We start from the raw sequence: 16,028 nt of genomic DNA on the forward strand, positions 1-16,028 counted from the left end.
CATGCGAGACCGCGACAGCGAACTGCGGCTTGCTGAAGTCCTGGTGGAGACCGCGGACACCCTGACCGACGACTTCGACCTCGGCCGCTATCTGAGGCGGCTCGCCGGCCACTGCGTGGAGCTGCTCGGCGCCCGGGGTGCCGGAGTGATGTACACCGCCGGCGCCGACGACGTGCTCCTCGCCGCCCACGGACAGCAACGGGCGGAGATCCACGACCTGTTGGAGGTCCAGCACCTCGGCGGCCCGTGTGTGGAGAGCATCGGCACCGGCGAGCCCGTGGCGCCGGTGCGGATCGACTCCGCCGACGCGGGGGCCCGCTGGCCGGCGTTTGCCGCGCGGGCCGGCAAGTACGGCATCGCACAGACGTACGCGGTGCCGATCAGGCGGAACGGCACGGTGCTCGGCGCGCTCAACTTCTTCCTGGCGGCGCAGCGCGTGGCGGACCACGGGAGCGGAGCGGCGTCCGACCGAGAGGTGCGGATCGCTCAGGCCCTCGCCAATGCCGCGGCGACCGGCCTGCACAACCACCGCGCCCACTTCGCGTGCCGGCGCCTTTCCGAGCAGCTCCAACAGGCGCTGAACAGCCGCATCCGTGTCGAACAGGCCAAAGGCATACTCGCCGAGCGCTGGCAGACGGGCATGGACGAGGCGTTCGAGGCGCTGCGGAGCTACGCGCGCAGGGAACGGCAGGTCGTCGACCTGGTCGCCACCCAGGTGATCAGGGGGCTGATCGACGCCGAAGACCTCCGGCGGCGCAGGCCCGGACCTCCCTGACAGCCCGCCCCCACCTGCGTCGATCACGCAGGGAGAGGGATCCGCGACGTGGCGTCATTCTGCCTCGATCGCCCTCTAGGCCCACGCGCTCATTCGTTCTACAGTTTCTTGCACGGCCCAAGCCCCCGGCCTGTCGACCGTTCCGCGCTCCGGAATGGTCTTCCGTACCTCCCGCGCCGGCGCCGGGTTTCTCCCGCAGCCCGTGCGCGCGCGGTCGAGGACCAGCCCGGTCGGCGGCTCCGGGGGGAGCGGGCCGTCGACCGGGCCAGGTAGGGAAACGGCACGACGGCGCAGGCTACGACCGCACGCCCGTGAGGTAGGCCGAGACGATCACGTTGGCCGAGTAGGTGCGGGCGGTCCTGTCGAAGACGCCGCCGCAGGTGATGAGCCGCAGTTCGGCGCGGCCCCGCTGGTGCGGGCCGTACGCCTTCTCCGCGTCGAAGCGCGCCCGGGTGACGACCCGCACGTCGTCCACCGTGAACTCCGCCACCGTGCCGTCGTCGCGGGCCACCCTGATCTGCTCGCCGGCGTGCAGCGCGCTCAGGTCGTAGAAGACGGCGGGTTCGGTCTCCGTGTCGACGTGGCCGACGAGGAGGGCCGCGCCGGGCTCTCCGGGCCGGGCGCCGCCCGCGTACCAGCCGACGGTGTCGGCCTCGGCGAAGGACGGCGGGTCTATCGCGCCCTCGGCGTCCAGGCCGCGGGCCGTCACCGGGGCCCGCACCTCCAGTGCGGGCACGTCGACGCGTTGCGGACGTGCGGGCGCCAACGGTTCGTGTGCGGGCGGGAGTTGGACGCCGAGGGGGCGGCCGACCGCGGCCACGTCGCCCGTGGCGGGCGCGGAGAGCCCGCCGCGCAGGCCGGAGATGTCACTGCCCCAGAGCCAGAGGCCGACCAGGAGGACCGCCCAGGCGACGCCGGTCAGCAGGCGTCCCGAGCCGGTCGCGCGTCCACCGCTGGACACGGTTCTGCCCGCCCGTCACTCGGAGCGTCGTCGTCGGCGGACGCTGCGGAACGCGACGGCCACGGCGGCGACCCCGGCGAGAACCAGGCCGATCACGGCGTGCCGGGTGCCGGGCCCCGCCTCCCGCGCCTCGTCCGATCCCGCGGTGGTCAGCTGCGCTCCGCCGCCGCCTGCCCGCACCGGGGAGACCGGGGCCTGCTCGGGCCGGCCGACCTGGACCGTGCCGACGCCCTGGTGCGGGTGGCCGTCGCAGGTGACCGTGATGTCGAACGTCCCGGTCAGACCGCGCCTGATCCGGGTGGTGCCGTTGAGCGCGTACTTGCCGCCGTCGCGTCCGGTGAGCTCGGCGTCGCCCTCGAAGGCTCCCGAACCCGCCGTACCGGTGGTGCCCCCGCAGCCCGAGACGCTCACCTCCACGGTGGCGCCGGGCGCGGCATCGGCGGGGATGACGGTGGCCCGCACCGAGTCCTTGTCGTGGGCCTGGGCCGCACCCGCGGGCAGGGCGGCCATCAGGACGACGGCCACCCCGGCCCGACGGAGAGCTAGGGAACGTATACGCATCGTGAACCTCCACCTACGAGGTTCACCCGCCCCGGGCGACTCCGCATCTCGACGGGCGTCCGGCACGGGCCCGGGGCCCTGTCGGCCTAGACGCGGTCGACGAGGTCGGCGATGGAGTCGACGATGTTCGACGGCCGGAAGGGGTGGCGGTCGATGTCGGCCCGGGTGGTCAGACCGGTGAGCACCAGGAACGTCTCCATCCCGGCTTCGAGGCCGGCGAGGACGTCCGTGTCCATGCGGTCGCCGATCATCGCGCTGGTCTCCGAGTGGGCGCCGATCGCGTTCAGGCCGGTCCGCATCATCAGCGGGTTCGGCTTGCCCGCGAAGTACGGGTTCTTGCCGGTCGCCTTGGTGATCAGCGCGGCGACGGCGCCGGTGGCGGGCAGCGGGCCCTCGGTGGAGGGGCCGGTCTCGTCGGGGTTGGTGCAGATGAAGCGGGCCCCGCCGTTGATGAGGCGGACGGCCTTGGTCATGGCCTCGAAGGAATACGTGCGGGTCTCGCCGAGGACCACGTAGTCCGGGTCGTGGTCGGTGAGGACGTATCCGATGTCGTGCAGGGCGGTGGTCAGGCCGGCCTCGCCGATGACGTAGGCGGTGCCGCCGGGGCGCTGGTCGTCGAGGAACTTGGCGGTGGCGAGCGCGGACGTCCAGATGTTCTCGACGGGCACGTCGAGGCCCATGCGGTTCAGCCGGGCCTGGAGGTCGCGCGCGGTGTAGATGGAGTTGTTCGTCAGGACGAGGAAGGGCTTGCCGGACTCGCGCAGCTTCTTGATGAAGGCGTCGGCGCCCGGGATCGGCACTCCCTCGTGGATGAGCACGCCGTCCATGTCGGTGAGCCACGATTCGATGGGCTTGCGCTCTGCCATGAGGTGCACTCCTGCGGTGTACGAGGTGGCTGGGGCGCCGGGACAGCGCTGTGCCGACACCCCACAGCCTAATCTCAGCTGCCCGTGGCCGATTTCCAGTCCTCCACGTACGACTGGAGGTTCTCGGAGATGTCCTGCCAGTCCGGTTCGAAGACCTCCACCCCGTCGATGATCCTGTCGAGGGCGATGGCGTTGGCGTCGGTGGCCTTGATGTCCTCGCGGGCGGGGAAGCCGCCGCCGATCTCGCTGACCTGCCGCTGGGCCCGCTCCCCGAGGAGGTGGTCGAGGAGCTTCTTCGCGTTGGCGGCGTGCGGGGCCTTGCTGACCAGGCCGGCCGCGTAGGGCAGCGCGAACGTGGTGGGCCGGTCCGGGTTCTTCTCGGTGGCGGGGAACCAGATGCGCAGGTTCGGCATGTCCTTGGACTGCGCGTAGTTCATCTGGACGTCGCCGTTGGCGGCCAGGAGTTCGCCCTTGTCGACCTTGGGCGCGAGCTTGCCGGTGGAAGCGGACGGGCCGACGTTGTTGGTCTGAAGCTTCTTCAGGTACGCCATCGCCGGCTTCTTGCCGCCGAAGTCGTGCATCGCCTTGATGAGCACGGCGGTGCCGTCGCCCGCGACGCCCGGCGTGGAGTACTGCACCTTGTTCTTGTACGCGGGGTCGGTGAGGTCCTCCCACGTCCTGGGCGCCTTGCCGCCCGCCAGTTCCTTCTTGTTGTGGATGAACCCGAAGTAGTTCTTCACCACCGCGGTCCACTTGCCGTCGGCGGCCTTGTCGGCGCCGTCGACCCGCTCCGAACCCTTGGGCTCGTACGCCTGCAACAGGCCCTTCTCGTCGGCCTGCTGGATGAACGGCGGCAGGGTGATGATGACGTCGGCCTGCGTGTTGGACTTCTCGCGGACGGCGCGCTGCACCATCTCGCCGGAGCCGCCCTCGACGTAGTTCACCTTGATGCCGGTCTTCTTCTCGAAGTCCTTGAAGACCCGGTCGTACCAGCCGTCGCCGTTCTCGCCCTTGAGGCCGTCGGCGCTGTAGACGGTGACGACCTTGGCGTCGGACGCGGCCGAGCCGCCGCCGCACGCGGTGAGGGAGCCGGCGAGGACGAGGCTGCCGGTGACGGCGGCGAGCGTTCTGATGCGGGTGGTGCGCGACATGACGTTTCGTACTCCTTGGGGCGATCGGCGGGGTCAGCGGTAGGAGGCGCGGGTGCGGATGCGGGAGACGGCGAGCAGCACGAGGAGCGTGGCGGCCATCAGGACCACCGCGAGGGCGGCGCCGGTGAAGGTGGACCCGCGGTCGGTGGCCGCGTAGATCCGCACGGGGAGCGGTGTCCAGTCCGGCGGGTAGAGCATCATCGTGGCGCTCAGCTCGCCCATGGAGAGGGCGAAGCAGAGCCCGGCGGCCGCGTTCAGGGACGGCAGCAGGAGCGGCAGCTTCACCTTCCACAGGACGTACGAGGGACGGGCGCCCAGCGACGCGGCGGCCTGTTCGTACGCCGGGTCGAGCCGCGCGATCGCGGCCGTGACGGACTGGTGGGCGAACGCCGTGACCAGCAGGGCGTGCGCGAGGATCACGATCCACCGCGTTCCGTTGAGGATCATCGGCGGCTTGGAGAAGGCGACGAGGACCGCGAGGCCCACCACCACGGACGGCACGGCGACGGGCAGCACGAACAGGGCGTCGAGGGCCCTCTTGCCGCCCTTCTTCAGCGAGGCGGCGGCGAGCGCGGCCCAGGAGCCGACGGTCAGCGCGAGCAGGCTGGCGCCGACGGCGGTGACCAGGCTGGTGGTGAGGGCGCGCAGCGACTCGCCGCGGGTGGCCGACGCGTAGTGCTCGCCGGTGAGCCCGGACGGGAAGGCCCCCGACCAGTGCTCGGAGAACGACGCCGTGAGGATCACGAGGAGCGGCAGCGCGAAGAGGGGGACGAAGAGGACGAGGAAGAGGGCCCAGGTGGCCCACTTCCCTGTGCGGCTATGCACCAACACGACGGCTCACCACCCGGTAGAGGCCGTAGAGGCCCACGGAGATCGCGATGTTGACGACGGCGACGACGCACGCCGCCGGATAGTCGGCTTCGAGCATCGCCTTGCCGTGCACGAGCATCGGCAGGGTCGTGACGCCCTTCGCCCCCGTGAAGAGGACGATGCCGAACTCGTTCAGGCACATGACGAGGACGAGGCTGCCGCCGGCGGCGAGCGCGGGCAGCGCCTCGGGCAGGATGACGCGCCGCACGATGCGGGCGGGCCGCGCGCCGAGGCTGGACGCGACCTCGATCTGCGCGGTGTCGAGCTGCGAGAACGCGGCGAGCAGCGGCCGCATCACGAAGGGCGTGAAGTACGTGATCTCGGCGAGCAGCACGCCCCACGGGGTGGTCAGGAACTGGAACGGGCCCTCGGCGGCACCGGTGGCGTCCGTCCAGACCCCGTTGGCCATGCCTTTCGTGCCGTAGATGAACAGCAGGGCGAGGGTGATCAGAAAGGACGGGAAGGAGAGGAAGACGTCGATGAACTTCGCGACGGCCTTCCCGCCGGGGAACGGCACGAACGCGATGATCAGCGCGAGCGCGAACCCGAGCACGAGACATCCCACGGTCGCCCCGACCGCGAGCCACACGGTGTTCCCGAGCGCCTCCCGGAACGCCTCGGAGGCGAACACGTCGGCATACGGCTGAAGGGAGGTCCCGCCGGTGTCCGGCCGCACGGACTGCTGGACGACGAGGAAGAGGGGGTAGAGGAAGAAGAGCCCGAGGAGGACGAGGGGCGGCAGCACCCACACGAACGCGGGCAGCCGCTTCTGCTGTGGGCAGGCGTTCCGCACGGCGGAACGGGTGGGCACAGCCCCCGGTGCCGGGTCACTGGAAAGGAGGCGCTCAGCAGGACTACCCACCGGTCACCCCTCCGGCCAGGAGCACCGCGTCCTCGGGCGCAAAGTGCAGGGTGACCACGTCACCGATGGCGGGCGGATCCCGGAGCTCCCGGACATCCGCCTTCACCCGCTCCCCGGACACCTCGACGTACAACCGGTGCGTGGCACCCCGCCACTGCACCTCGGCGACCCGCCCGGTGAGGGCATTGGGCCCGTCGCCGAGCCCGACCAGATGCGGCCGCACGCAGAGGGTGGCGGCGGCCCCCGGGGCGGCGGCTCCCGTGTCCACCTTCAGCGGCGCCCCGCCGAAGGAGACGGTCCCCGCCCCCACCGTCACCGCGAGGAGGTTCGCGTTGCCGACGAACGACGCCGTGAACTCCGTGCGCGGCGCCCGGTAGAGCTCCTGGGGCGTCCCGCAGTCCCGCAGCCGTGCCCGGTCCATGACGGCGATCCGGTCGGCCAGGGTCAGCGCCTCGACCTGGTCGTGGGTGACGTACAGGATCGACACGTCGGGCAGTTCGCGGTGGAGCCGGGCGAGTTCGGCCAGCATGCCGGAGCGCAGCTGCGCGTCGAGCGCGGAGAGCGGTTCGTCGAGGAGCAGCACGCCGGGCCGGATGGCGAGCGCCCGCGCGATGGCGACTCGCTGCTGCTGCCCGCCGGAGAGCTCGCGCGGGTACCGCCGCGCGTACGCGGCCATGCCCGTCATCTCCAGGGCCTCGGTGACCCGCCCGCCGATCTCCGCCTTCGGTGTCTTCTGCGCCTTCAGGCCGAAGGCGACGTTGTCCGCGACCCGCATGTGCGGGAAGAGGGCGTACTGCTGGACGACCATGCCGATGCCCCGCTGGTGCGGCGGCAGCGCGGTGACGTCGCGCCCGCCGATGAGGACCCGCCCGGACACGGGCCGCACGAACCCGGCGACGGCCCGCAGCGCGGTGGTCTTGCCGGAGCCCGAGGGTCCGAGCAGGGCCATGACCTCGCCGGGCTCGACGGTCAGGTCGAGGGAGTCGAGGACGGTGTTCCCGTCGTACGCGACGGAGACTCCGTCGAAGCGGATGCCGCTGCCCATCAGCCGACGCCCCGGAGCAGCGCGGGCAGTTCGGTGACGGAGCCGAGCACGTGGGTGGCCCCGGCCTCGCGGAGCGCGGCGTCGCCGTGGGCGCCGGTGAGCACCCCCACGACGACCGAGGCTCCGGCGCGTACGCCGCTGAGCATGTCGTACGCCGTGTCGCCCGCGACGGCGACGTCCCGGACGCCGGCCACGGCGCCGGTCCGCAGGAAGGCGGCGAGCACCATGTCCGGGTAGGGGCGCCCCCGGCCGCCCGCGTCGGCGGGGCACAGGGTCAGTCCGACCAGGTTCCGCCACCCCAGCGCGTCGAGGATGGCGTCCTGGGTGACCCGGGCGAAGCCGGTGGTCAGGACGACGGTACGGCCGTCGTCCGCGAGCTCCTCGATGGCTTCGCGCGCCCCTGGGACCGGTGCGATGCGACCGCCGTCGACGAGCGCCCCGTAAGCCTTCTCGAACGCGATGTTCGCCTGCTGGGCGAGCTTCTCCTCGCCGAACAGGTGCCGGAAGACGGAGATCTTGGACTCGCCCATGGTGGCGCGGACGTACTCCAGTTTCGCGGCGTGGTCGGCGGAGTCGGGCTCGACCCCGAGCTCGCGCGCGGCGGCGGCGAAGGCCTGCTCGACGAGGCCGCCGTCGGCGACGGTGGTGCCGGCCATGTCGAGGACGACGAGCCCGATGCGGCTGCCGTGCGTGGTGTCCGTGGACGCGGTCAATTCCCTCACCATCCCAGTTCGTCGGCGGTCCGCTCGGCGATGGCAGGCGAGCAGGTCATGCCGCGCCCGCCGGGCCCGGTGACGAGCCACACGCCGTCGCGCACCCGCTGCCGGTGCACGACACGGCTCGGGTCGACGCACTGCGCGTACACCCCGGCCCAGCGCCGCCTGATCTTCGGCAGCGGGCGGCCGAGGAAGCCCTCGACGACCTCGGTGAGGTGGTCGTAGGGCTCCTCGACGGTGTCGAAGGCGAAGGGGTGCTCGTACTCGTGGGTGTCGCCGATGGTCAGGCCGCCGTCGGCGCGCTGCACCATGAGCAGCTGCATCTTGTGCGCGGCGGCGGTCGGCGTCTGTGCCTGTCCGGCGTTGAGCGCGTCGAGGGCGTCCGACTTGTACGCCGGGTAGTAGCGGAAGCTGTCGGCGTCGGCGACGGAGGTGGTGAGCGGTTCGCCGAGGGGTTCGGTCTGCATCATCTGGAGGCGTACGCGGCGCACGGGCAGGTCGGGTCCCGCGAGCTCGCGGACGAGGCCGCCGAGCCAGGCGCCGGTGGCGAGGACGACGGCGTCGCCGGTGTGCACGTCGCCGTGGTCGTCGCGGACGGCGCTCTCGCCGACGACCTCGCGGACCTCGCGTCCGGGCAGGAAGGTGTAGCGCGGGGAGGCCAGCAGGGCTTCCCGCAGCCGGAGTTGAGCGGTGCGCGGCTCCACGGCCGCGTCGCGCTCGCACCACAGGGCGGCGCTGAACTCGCCGCGCAGGGCCGGGTTGAGGGCGCGCGCCTCGTCGGTGCTCAGCAGCTTGTAGCCGCGGGCGGCCGCGTCGGGGCGGGCGAGCGCGGCCTCGGCGACGGCGCGCTCGCGGGCGTTGCGCACGAGGGTGAGGGAGCCGTTGGCGCGGAAGCCGAGGCCCGGCACGCGGGCGCCGATCTCCTCCCACAGCTCGCGGGCGCGCAGGGCGGTGTCGAGCTCCTCGCCGCCCGCCCGGCCGCTCACCCATATCTGCCCGAAGTTGCGCAGGGACGCCCCGCGGGCCTCGCTCTCGCGCTCGATCTGTACGACCTCGTGGCCGCGTTCCACTGCGTGCCAGGCGTGCATGGTTCCCACCACGCCGGCTCCTACGACGATGACTCTCACGGCGGCAACGCTCCTGGGGGCCGGTGTCCCGCGCGGGGCCGGATGGCAACGGGACGGTGAACGGCCACCCAAGCTTGGCCTAGACCCGTTATCTTTCCGTTACTTCACTGGCTGGCCGAGGACTTGCCGCTCCTTCAGCCGAGATGCGTGGTGAACGAGAACCGGTCGCCCCGGTAGAGGGTGCGCACCCGCTCCAGCGGGCGGCCGGACGTGTCCCGCGACAGCCGGTGGATCAGCAGCATGGGCAGCGCGGGCGGCGTCCCGATGAGCAGGGCCTCGCGCGGGGTGGCGAGGACCGTCTCGATCCGCTCGTCCGCGTCCCCGAAGGAGATGCCGAGACTGTCGCGCAGATAGGCGTAGAAGGATGAGTCGGGCTCGAAGTCCACGTCGAGCCGCGGCACCCGGGCCACGGAGACATAGGTGCTCTCCAGGCCGACCCGCTCGTCGTCGGCGAGCAGCACACGCTCCATGTGCCAGACGGGCTCGCCCACCTCGGCGCCGATCTCGCGGGCGAGCGCGGGCGGGCACGGGAACCGGTCGAGGGAGATGAGGTTACGTCCCGGGGTACGCCCCTGCCGGCGCACGCCCTCGGTGTAACTCGCGAGCGACAACGGCTGCTCCAGCTTCGGCCCCGCCGCGACGGTGCCGCGCCCCTGCCTGCGCAGCCGCCCTTCCAGGAGCAGTTCGCGCAGCGCCTGCCGCACGGTCTCGCGCGCCACCTCGTACCGCTCGGCGAGGTCCCGCTCGGTCGGCAGCGGCTGCCCGTCCCCCAACTCCTCGACGAGCCCGGCGATCCGCGCCTTCACGGCGTAGTACTTCGGGATGCGGCCGTGCTCGGGGATGCCGGAGCGGATGGGGGCGCCCGGTGCCTGGTCGAGCAGGTGGGCGGGCGGGTCGGCGGGGTGGTGGTGCGCGGTGTTCGGATTGTCCACGCGGGGATGTTCGCAGACGTACGTGAACGGGGCTGGCCGGGTCCGCGGCTCGTGCCCACGCCTCAGCGCCACCGGGCCCGCAGGCGGCGGGCGCACCACAGGAGGAGGACACCGCTCCCGACGAGGACGACGGCTCCGGCGGCGGCGATGCGCGTGGCGAGCGGGGTGTCCGAGCCGGTCGCGGCGAGCCCCGGGGGCAGTTCGGCGCCCGGCTCCTCCGCCTTCTCCGCGGCGCTGGGCGTCAGCTCGAAGGGATAGTCGTTGGAAGCCCCGACCCAGTCGCCGTCGCCGTCCCTGCGCTGTACGACAGCGGCGGAGGCCACGACGTGGTTGGGCCCGGCGTCGGCGGTGAAGGCGAGCCGGACCTTGACGGAGACGGTACGTCCCGGCGCGACGGTGAAACCCGCGAAGCCGTCGTCGAAGACACCGACGTGCTCGCCCTGCCCGGTCCGCTCGAACGGCACGGGCCGCCACCGCGTCCCGTCGTCGAACCGCATCCGCACCTGCCGGGGCGTCAACGTCCGCTTCTCGTCGACGAGGACGAGGATCGGATGGATGTTGCCGCAGGGCTCGTCGGTGGCGTTGGTGAGGTCGACGGTCCACTCCTGGTGCCCGCCGCCGGGCCGGTAGGTGGTGGGCCCGCGCTTGATCCGGCTGTCAATGGGAAAGTCGACGCGCTCGGCTCCCGCACACCTCCCCCACGCCTCTCCACCCCCTCGAGCCACCCGAAGCCCGCTCTCCCCCGGCGCGACGCAGCCCTCCCGCCCCACACACCCCGCCCCGCCACCCCGGGCGGCCCCTTCCCCGGCCACGGAGGGCACGACGGGCAGGAGGGCAACAACCGCGGCGACCACGGCGACACGACCGAAGACGAGAGAACTGCGGAAGCCCATGGGTGACCTTTGCGGCGAATGGGGTGGGGTGAGTTGAGGTTGGGGTTGGGGGGAGGGCGGGCCAGTGGCAGGGGGAGGTTGGGGAGGCGTACGGCCAACGGGCGGCGGGCCACGAACGGACGAAGCCCAGCAGGGGCGGGTATCGGGCGGAGGACGCGGACGGACAGGACGCCAGACCGCACGGCCAACAGGCGGCACGACACGAACGGACGAAGCCACACGCACACGCCCGACGGACGAGGGACGCGGACGGACAGGACGCAGGGGCAAGGGCGTACGGGCGAGGGACGCGGACGGACAGGAGGCCAGACCGCACGGCCAACGAGCGGCACGACACGAACGGACGAAGCCACACGCACACGCCCGACGGACGAGGGACGCGGACGGACAGGAGGCAGGGACAAGGGCGTACGGGCGAAGGAAGCGGACGGACGGGACGCCAGGCCGCACGGCCAACGGGCGGCACGACACGAACGGGCGAAGACCACACGCGCATGACCAACGGGCGGGGGACGCGGACGGATAGGGGACGGGACGGGTGCGGGGGACGCGGACGGGCAGGGGCGGAGGTTGTGGGCGGCGGAGCCGAGCGGACGTCGTGCCGGCCCGGCGCCGACCCCGCCTCCGACCCTGCCACGCGTGCGCGACGCGGCCACCCGGCCACCGCCGGACAGGCCCGACCGGCCCACCCAAGCCCCCCGTTCAGGCGAGATCCCCGGCCCCGCGCATAACGCCCACCACCGTCAGGCCACCCCCAACGCACCGGAACGCATAACGCCCACCCCTGCCAACCCGCCCTCAACGCACCGGAAAAGCGACCTCCGCGCGTCCGAAGAGCGGTGCGAGGACGAGCTGCGCCGCCCCCTCCGCCACCCCGCGCTCCCCTCCCGGCGCGAGACTTACCGGCACCCTGGCCTCCCCGCCTCCAGCCTCTCCGCCTCCGGCCGGCCCACCCCCGCGCCGGGCGCGCGCGGCGACGACGGAACCCACCCCTCGTACGAAAAGCTCCCCCGCGGCGAAGACGGTCCGTCCGCCGAGCAGGACGCGGTCGATGTCGAGGAGGCCGACGAGGTTGCCGGCGGCCGTGCCGAGCACCCGCGCCGCCTCGTCGAGGTCGCCCCGGGCGACGGCCGCGAGGCAGAGCGCCTCCACGCAGCCCCGGTCCCCGCACTCGCAGGGCGGACCGTCCAGCTGGAGCACCTGGTGGCCGAACTCCCCCGCGCCGGTACGGGCCCCGCGGTGCAGCGCGCCACCGAGCACGAGCCCGGCGCCGAGCCCCGTGCCCAGATGGAGGTACGCGAAGGAGTCGGCGGCGCCCGCGAGAGCGACGCCGAGAGCCGCGGCGTTGGTGTCCTTGTCGACCACGACGGGCAGCCCGAGCCGCTCCGAGAGCACGTCCCGCAGCGCGAACCCGTCCCACTCGGGGAACCCGGTGACGCGGTGCAGCACGCCCGCCGCGTGATCGAGCGGCCCGGGCAGCGCGACCCCGACCCCGGAGACGGTCCCCCCGCCGACACCCCCGCCACTGGCACTCACCCTGGCGCCCTCGCCGGCACCAGCGGTGGCGGCGGCGCCGGCAGTGCTGCCGACCTCGGCGGCCATGCCGGCACCGGCGCGGGCACCGGCATCGGCGGCCTCGGCGCCCGTCCCGCCCTCGGCGAGCAACCCCCGCACCTCCCCCACCGCCACATCCACCACCACCTCCGCACCCGCGCCGAAGGCGAGCGGGGCGCGGCGTTCGGCGACCACCGTGCCGGTCAGGTCGACGAGGACCGCCGTCAGCTCGTCGCGGTCCAGGTGGAGGCCGACGGCGTGGCCCGCACCGGGGACGAGGCGCAGCACGGTGCGGGGCTTGCCGCCCGTCGAGGCGCGGCGGCCCGCCTCCGCGGCCAGGCCCTCGGCCCGCAGCCTCGCGGTGATCTTGCTGACGGCCTGCGGAGTGAGCCCGGTGCGCTCGGCGAGCTCCAGGCGGCTGATGCCCGCCTCGCCCGCCTCGCGCAGCAGATCGAGCACGAGCGCGGCGTTGTGCCCGCGCACGGCGGGCAGGTTCACTCCGGGGTTCACCCTGTTCACGTACGACTTCACCTGCCCATTGTCCCGCCCGCTTGCACTTTGGCAACACCGTTGCTTAAGTGGGATGCATGACTGGCAAAGGTACTGGCACGGATGCGAGCACAGCCGCAGGCACGAGCGCAGGCACAGGCACGGACACAGGCACGAACGCAGACGCAGGCACGAACGCAGACACAAGCACAGGCACGCGCTCACCCCTCCGCGTAGGCCTCATCGGATACGGGCTCGCGGGTTCCGTCTTCCACGCCCCGCTGATCGCCGCCACCGACGGCCTCGTCCTCGACACGGTCGTGACGTCGAACCCCGAGCGGCAGGCGCAGGCCCGCGCCGAGTTCGGCGACGGCCTGCGCTGCGCGGCCTCGGCCGACGAGCTGTGGGAGCGGGCGGACGAGCTCGACCTGATCGTCATCGCGTCGCCGAACAAGACGCACGTGGCGCTCGCCACCGCCGCCCTCAAGGCGGGCCTGCCGGCCGTCGTGGACAAGCCGGTCGCGGGCACGGCCGCCGAGGCGCGCGGGCTCGCGGCCCTCGCCGACGAGCGCGGACTGCTCCTCTCCGTTTTCCAGAACCGCCGCTGGGACAACGACTTCCGCACCCTGCGCCAGCTGATCGCCGACGGCGGGCTCGGCGACGTATGGCGCTTCGAGTCCCGTTTCGAGCGGTGGCGGCCGAAGCCGAAGGGCGGCTGGCGCGAGTCGGGGAACCCGGAGGAGATCGGCGGGCTCCTCTACGACCTGGGCAGCCACGTCGTCGACCAGGCCCTGGTGCTCTTCGGCCCGGTCGTGAGCGTGTACGCGGAGTCGGACGTCCGGCGCCCGGGCGCGGAGGCCGACGACGACACGTTCCTCGCGCTCACCCACGCGAACGGCGTCCGCTCGCACCTCTACGTCAGCGCCACCACCGCCCAGCTCGGCCCCCGCTTCCGGGTCCTCGGCTCGCAGGCGGGCTATGTGAAGTACGGCCTGGACCCGCAGGAGGCGGCCCTGCGCGACGGCAAGCGCCCGGTGGCCGACGCCCCGTGGGGCGTGGAGCCGGAGTCGATGTGGGGGACGGTCGGGGCCGGCGAGTCCCCGCTGACCGGCGGCGGCCGCCCGCTGCCGACCCTGCCGGGCGACTACCCCGCGTACTACGCGGCGGTGGCGGACGCCCTGCGCGGCACCGGCGAGAACCCGGTCACCGCGCACGAGGCCGCCGCCGCCCTGGACGTCCTGGAGGCGGCCCGCCGCTCGGCCCGCGACGGCGTGGCGGTGACGCTGTGACCGCGCCCGAGGTGACCCCGCCGACCATCGACGAGCTGGAGGCCCAGGAGCGCCGCCTGGTGCTCCCCCACTTCACGTACGACGACGCGTGGGCGCTCGGCACGCTCCTGGTGGAGCTGGCCCGCGAGCGCCGCGCACCCGTGGCGATCGACATCCGCCGCGGCGGCCAGCAGCTCTTCCACGCGGCGCTGCCCGGCTCCACCCCGGACAACGACGCCTGGATCGACCGCAAGCGCCGCGTCGTGGAGCGCTACGGCTGCTCCTCCTACCTGGTCGGCGCCCGCTTCCGCGCCAAGGGCACGACCTTCGAGGACTCCTCCCGCCTCGACCCCGATGTGTACGCGGCCCACGGCGGCGCGTTCCCGATCGCGGTCGAGGGCGCGGGGGTGATCGGCACGGTGGTGGTGTCGGGACTGCCGCAGGTGGAGGACCATGCGTTGGTGGTGGAGGCGCTGGAGCGGTTCGCCGTGGCCTGAACGGTTCGTCACAGCCGGGACGGCTCCTCGCAGCCGGGACGCTTCCTCGCAGCCCGAACCGGGATTGTTCAGCGCAACGAGTGAAAACCACTCGCTTGAATGAGGGGAAGCGATACTCCGGGGCCCCACGGACCCCATAGTGTCCGTCCATGCAACTGCCCGCGTTTGTAGACCTGCGTCCCATCGGGCGTTGCAACCTCAGCTGTCCCTTCTGCTTCGGCCCCCGCCACGAGGTCCCCTCGATGCCCCGGGACACGGCTCTGCGGATCGCTTCCGTCCTGCGGGACTCCGGCGTGCGAGGCGTCGTCATCTCCGGTGGAGAACCGACTCTGCTGCCCTACCTCCCCGAGCTGACCGAGGAGTTGAGCCGGCCGCTGCCGTCCGGGCCGCCGCCGCGTGTCGTCCTCAGCACCAACGGCCTGGCCCCCCTGAAGTCCATGCAGCGCCTCCTCCCCCACCTCTCGTGGCTCGCCCTGCCGCTGGAGTCCAAGGACGCGGCGGAGCACGGGCTGCTGCGCACCGGCGGTCCGGCGCCGCACCGCGAGAGGGTGCTCGGCCTGCTGAAGGAAGTGCGCAAGAACCACGGGCACGTCCGGGTGAAGCTGGGCACGGTCGTCACGCGCCTCAACGTGCGGGGCGCGCCGCACGTCCTGGACCTGATCGAGGACGAGGCCTCCCTGCCCGACGTGTGGAAGGTCTACCAGATGTCCGAGACCAACTACGGCGCGGACAACCGCGACTGGCTCTCCATCGGCGACGCGGAGTTCGAGGACGTCGTGGCGGAGTGCGAGGAGGCCGCACGGCGGCACGGCGTGGCCTTGCGGGTGTACCGCAACTCGACCCGCGCCGGCAGCTACTTCTTCATCGATCCGGACTGCGAGATCGTCGTCGTCGACGAGGGTGAGGAACGGAGGATGGGGAATCTCTTCGAGAAGCTCGCGGACCGTACGCTCCGGCCGGCCGAGCTGATCACCCCTGCCAGGAACGTCGAGAACTTCGCCGGCACCTATCCGGACCCGGACGGCCCCCCGGCCCTGTGAGGAGCTCCCGATGACAGCGCACGTACGCGTAGGTGTCCAGGCGATCGTCCGCCTCGGCGGTGACGTCCTGCTCGGCCTGCGGGCCAACTGTTTCGGCGCGGGCACCTGGGGCCTGCCCGGCGGTCACCTGGAGGTCGGCGAGTCCCTGACGGAGGCCGCCCGCAGGGAGCTCGCGGAGGAGACCGGCATCCACGCCCTGGACCTGCGGGTCGCCTGCGTGACCGACCCGGACCCGGCGGCCAACCACCACATGCAGGTCGGCGTCGAGGTCGTCGACTACACCGGCGACATCCTCGTACGCGAACCGGACCGCTGTCTGCGCTGGCAGTTCTGGCCCCTGGACGCGCTGCCCGAAGCGCTCTTCGTGGGCTCGGCGGGTGTCCTGAGAAGCATCAGGGACGGCGCAGTGCACTGCCCCTGA

General features: G+C 72.8%; 17 protein-coding genes. 5 read left to right on the top strand and 12 right to left on the bottom strand.

The window, feature by feature from the left end; genetic code table 11:
- Position 1 precedes the first annotated feature (1 nt).
- Positions 2-775, top strand: coding sequence for a GAF and ANTAR domain-containing protein (locus ACZ4Z4_RS03585; protein ID WP_468321524.1), 774 nt, complete (start codon positions 2-4; stop codon positions 773-775).
- A gap of 295 nt (positions 776-1,070) precedes the next feature.
- On the opposite strand, the gene ACZ4Z4_RS03590 is transcribed toward ACZ4Z4_RS03585, so the two are convergent.
- From ACZ4Z4_RS03590 to ACZ4Z4_RS03645, 12 genes are all read right to left on the bottom strand, one after another.
- Positions 1,071-1,736, bottom strand: a complete 666-nt coding sequence (locus tag ACZ4Z4_RS03590) for a class F sortase (protein ID WP_468321527.1) — start codon at positions 1,734-1,736, stop codon at positions 1,071-1,073.
- Positions 1,737-1,751: 15 nt separating this feature from the next.
- A complete protein-coding gene (locus ACZ4Z4_RS03595) occupies positions 1,752-2,297 on the bottom strand; it encodes a hypothetical protein (RefSeq protein WP_468321529.1) in 546 nt (181 codons plus the stop codon).
- An 86-nt stretch (positions 2,298-2,383) separates the two neighbouring features.
- Positions 2,384-3,163 (bottom strand): HAD-IIA family hydrolase, encoded by a 780-nt coding sequence (locus ACZ4Z4_RS03600; protein ID WP_468321532.1) that lies wholly within the window; start codon positions 3,161-3,163, stop codon positions 2,384-2,386.
- Between the two features lie 74 nt (positions 3,164-3,237).
- Positions 3,238-4,314 carry a 2-aminoethylphosphonate ABC transporter substrate-binding protein gene (locus ACZ4Z4_RS03605; RefSeq protein WP_468321534.1) on the bottom strand — a complete coding sequence of 359 codons (1,077 nt, stop codon included), beginning with the start codon at positions 4,312-4,314 and terminating at the stop codon, positions 3,238-3,240.
- A 33-nt stretch (positions 4,315-4,347) separates the two neighbouring features.
- Positions 4,348-5,145 (bottom strand): ABC transporter permease, encoded by a 798-nt coding sequence (locus ACZ4Z4_RS03610; RefSeq protein ID WP_468321536.1) that lies wholly within the window; start codon positions 5,143-5,145, stop codon positions 4,348-4,350.
- Positions 5,132-5,995, bottom strand: a complete 864-nt coding sequence (locus tag ACZ4Z4_RS03615) for a 2-aminoethylphosphonate ABC transporter permease subunit (RefSeq protein ID WP_468321539.1) — start codon at positions 5,993-5,995, stop codon at positions 5,132-5,134. The genes ACZ4Z4_RS03610 and ACZ4Z4_RS03615 overlap by 14 nt, the downstream gene beginning before the upstream one ends.
- Before the next feature lie 43 nt (positions 5,996-6,038).
- A complete protein-coding gene (locus ACZ4Z4_RS03620; protein WP_468321542.1) occupies positions 6,039-7,091 on the bottom strand; it encodes an ABC transporter ATP-binding protein in 1,053 nt (350 codons plus the stop codon).
- A complete protein-coding gene (locus tag ACZ4Z4_RS03625; RefSeq protein ID WP_468321543.1) occupies positions 7,091-7,804 on the bottom strand; it encodes an HAD family hydrolase in 714 nt (237 codons plus the stop codon). Before ACZ4Z4_RS03625 ends, ACZ4Z4_RS03620 begins: the two co-directional genes overlap by 1 nt.
- A gap of 5 nt (positions 7,805-7,809) precedes the next feature.
- Entirely contained in the window at positions 7,810-8,934 is a 1,125-nt protein-coding gene (locus ACZ4Z4_RS03630; RefSeq protein ID WP_468321546.1) for a TIGR03364 family FAD-dependent oxidoreductase, read from the bottom strand.
- A 134-nt stretch (positions 8,935-9,068) separates the two neighbouring features.
- Entirely contained in the window at positions 9,069-9,866 is a 798-nt protein-coding gene (locus ACZ4Z4_RS03635; protein ID WP_468321549.1) for a GntR family transcriptional regulator, read from the bottom strand.
- Positions 9,867-9,928: 62 nt separating this feature from the next.
- On the bottom strand, positions 9,929-10,591 hold the full coding sequence (locus ACZ4Z4_RS03640) for a hypothetical protein (RefSeq protein ID WP_468321551.1): 663 nt from the start codon (positions 10,589-10,591) through the stop codon (positions 9,929-9,931).
- Positions 10,592-11,557: 966 nt separating this feature from the next.
- Positions 11,558-12,844, bottom strand: coding sequence for an ROK family transcriptional regulator (locus tag ACZ4Z4_RS03645; RefSeq protein ID WP_468321553.1), 1,287 nt, complete (start codon positions 12,842-12,844; stop codon positions 11,558-11,560).
- Between the two features lie 56 nt (positions 12,845-12,900).
- Here ACZ4Z4_RS03645 and ACZ4Z4_RS03650 point away from each other — a divergent pair, with 56 nt between their 5' ends.
- The 4 genes from ACZ4Z4_RS03650 to ACZ4Z4_RS03665 all read left to right on the top strand — a co-directional run bounded on the left by ACZ4Z4_RS03650 (position 12,901) and on the right by ACZ4Z4_RS03665 (position 16,028).
- The gene (locus tag ACZ4Z4_RS03650; protein WP_468321555.1) at positions 12,901-14,091 is read left to right on the top strand and encodes a Gfo/Idh/MocA family protein; all 1,191 of its coding nucleotides are present in this window, start codon (positions 12,901-12,903) and stop codon (positions 14,089-14,091) included.
- The gene (locus ACZ4Z4_RS03655) at positions 14,088-14,567 is read left to right on the top strand and encodes a heme-degrading domain-containing protein (protein WP_468321557.1); all 480 of its coding nucleotides are present in this window, start codon (positions 14,088-14,090) and stop codon (positions 14,565-14,567) included. Before ACZ4Z4_RS03650 ends, ACZ4Z4_RS03655 begins: the two co-directional genes overlap by 4 nt.
- A gap of 149 nt (positions 14,568-14,716) precedes the next feature.
- Positions 14,717-15,607 carry a radical SAM protein gene (locus tag ACZ4Z4_RS03660; RefSeq protein WP_468321559.1) on the top strand — a complete coding sequence of 297 codons (891 nt, stop codon included), beginning with the start codon at positions 14,717-14,719 and terminating at the stop codon, positions 15,605-15,607.
- 10 nt (positions 15,608-15,617) lie between these two features.
- Positions 15,618-16,028, top strand: coding sequence for a nucleotide triphosphate diphosphatase NUDT15 (locus ACZ4Z4_RS03665; RefSeq protein ID WP_468321562.1), 411 nt, complete (start codon positions 15,618-15,620; stop codon positions 16,026-16,028).

It is taken from the genome of Streptomyces sp. NPDC030245, assembly GCF_055572995.1.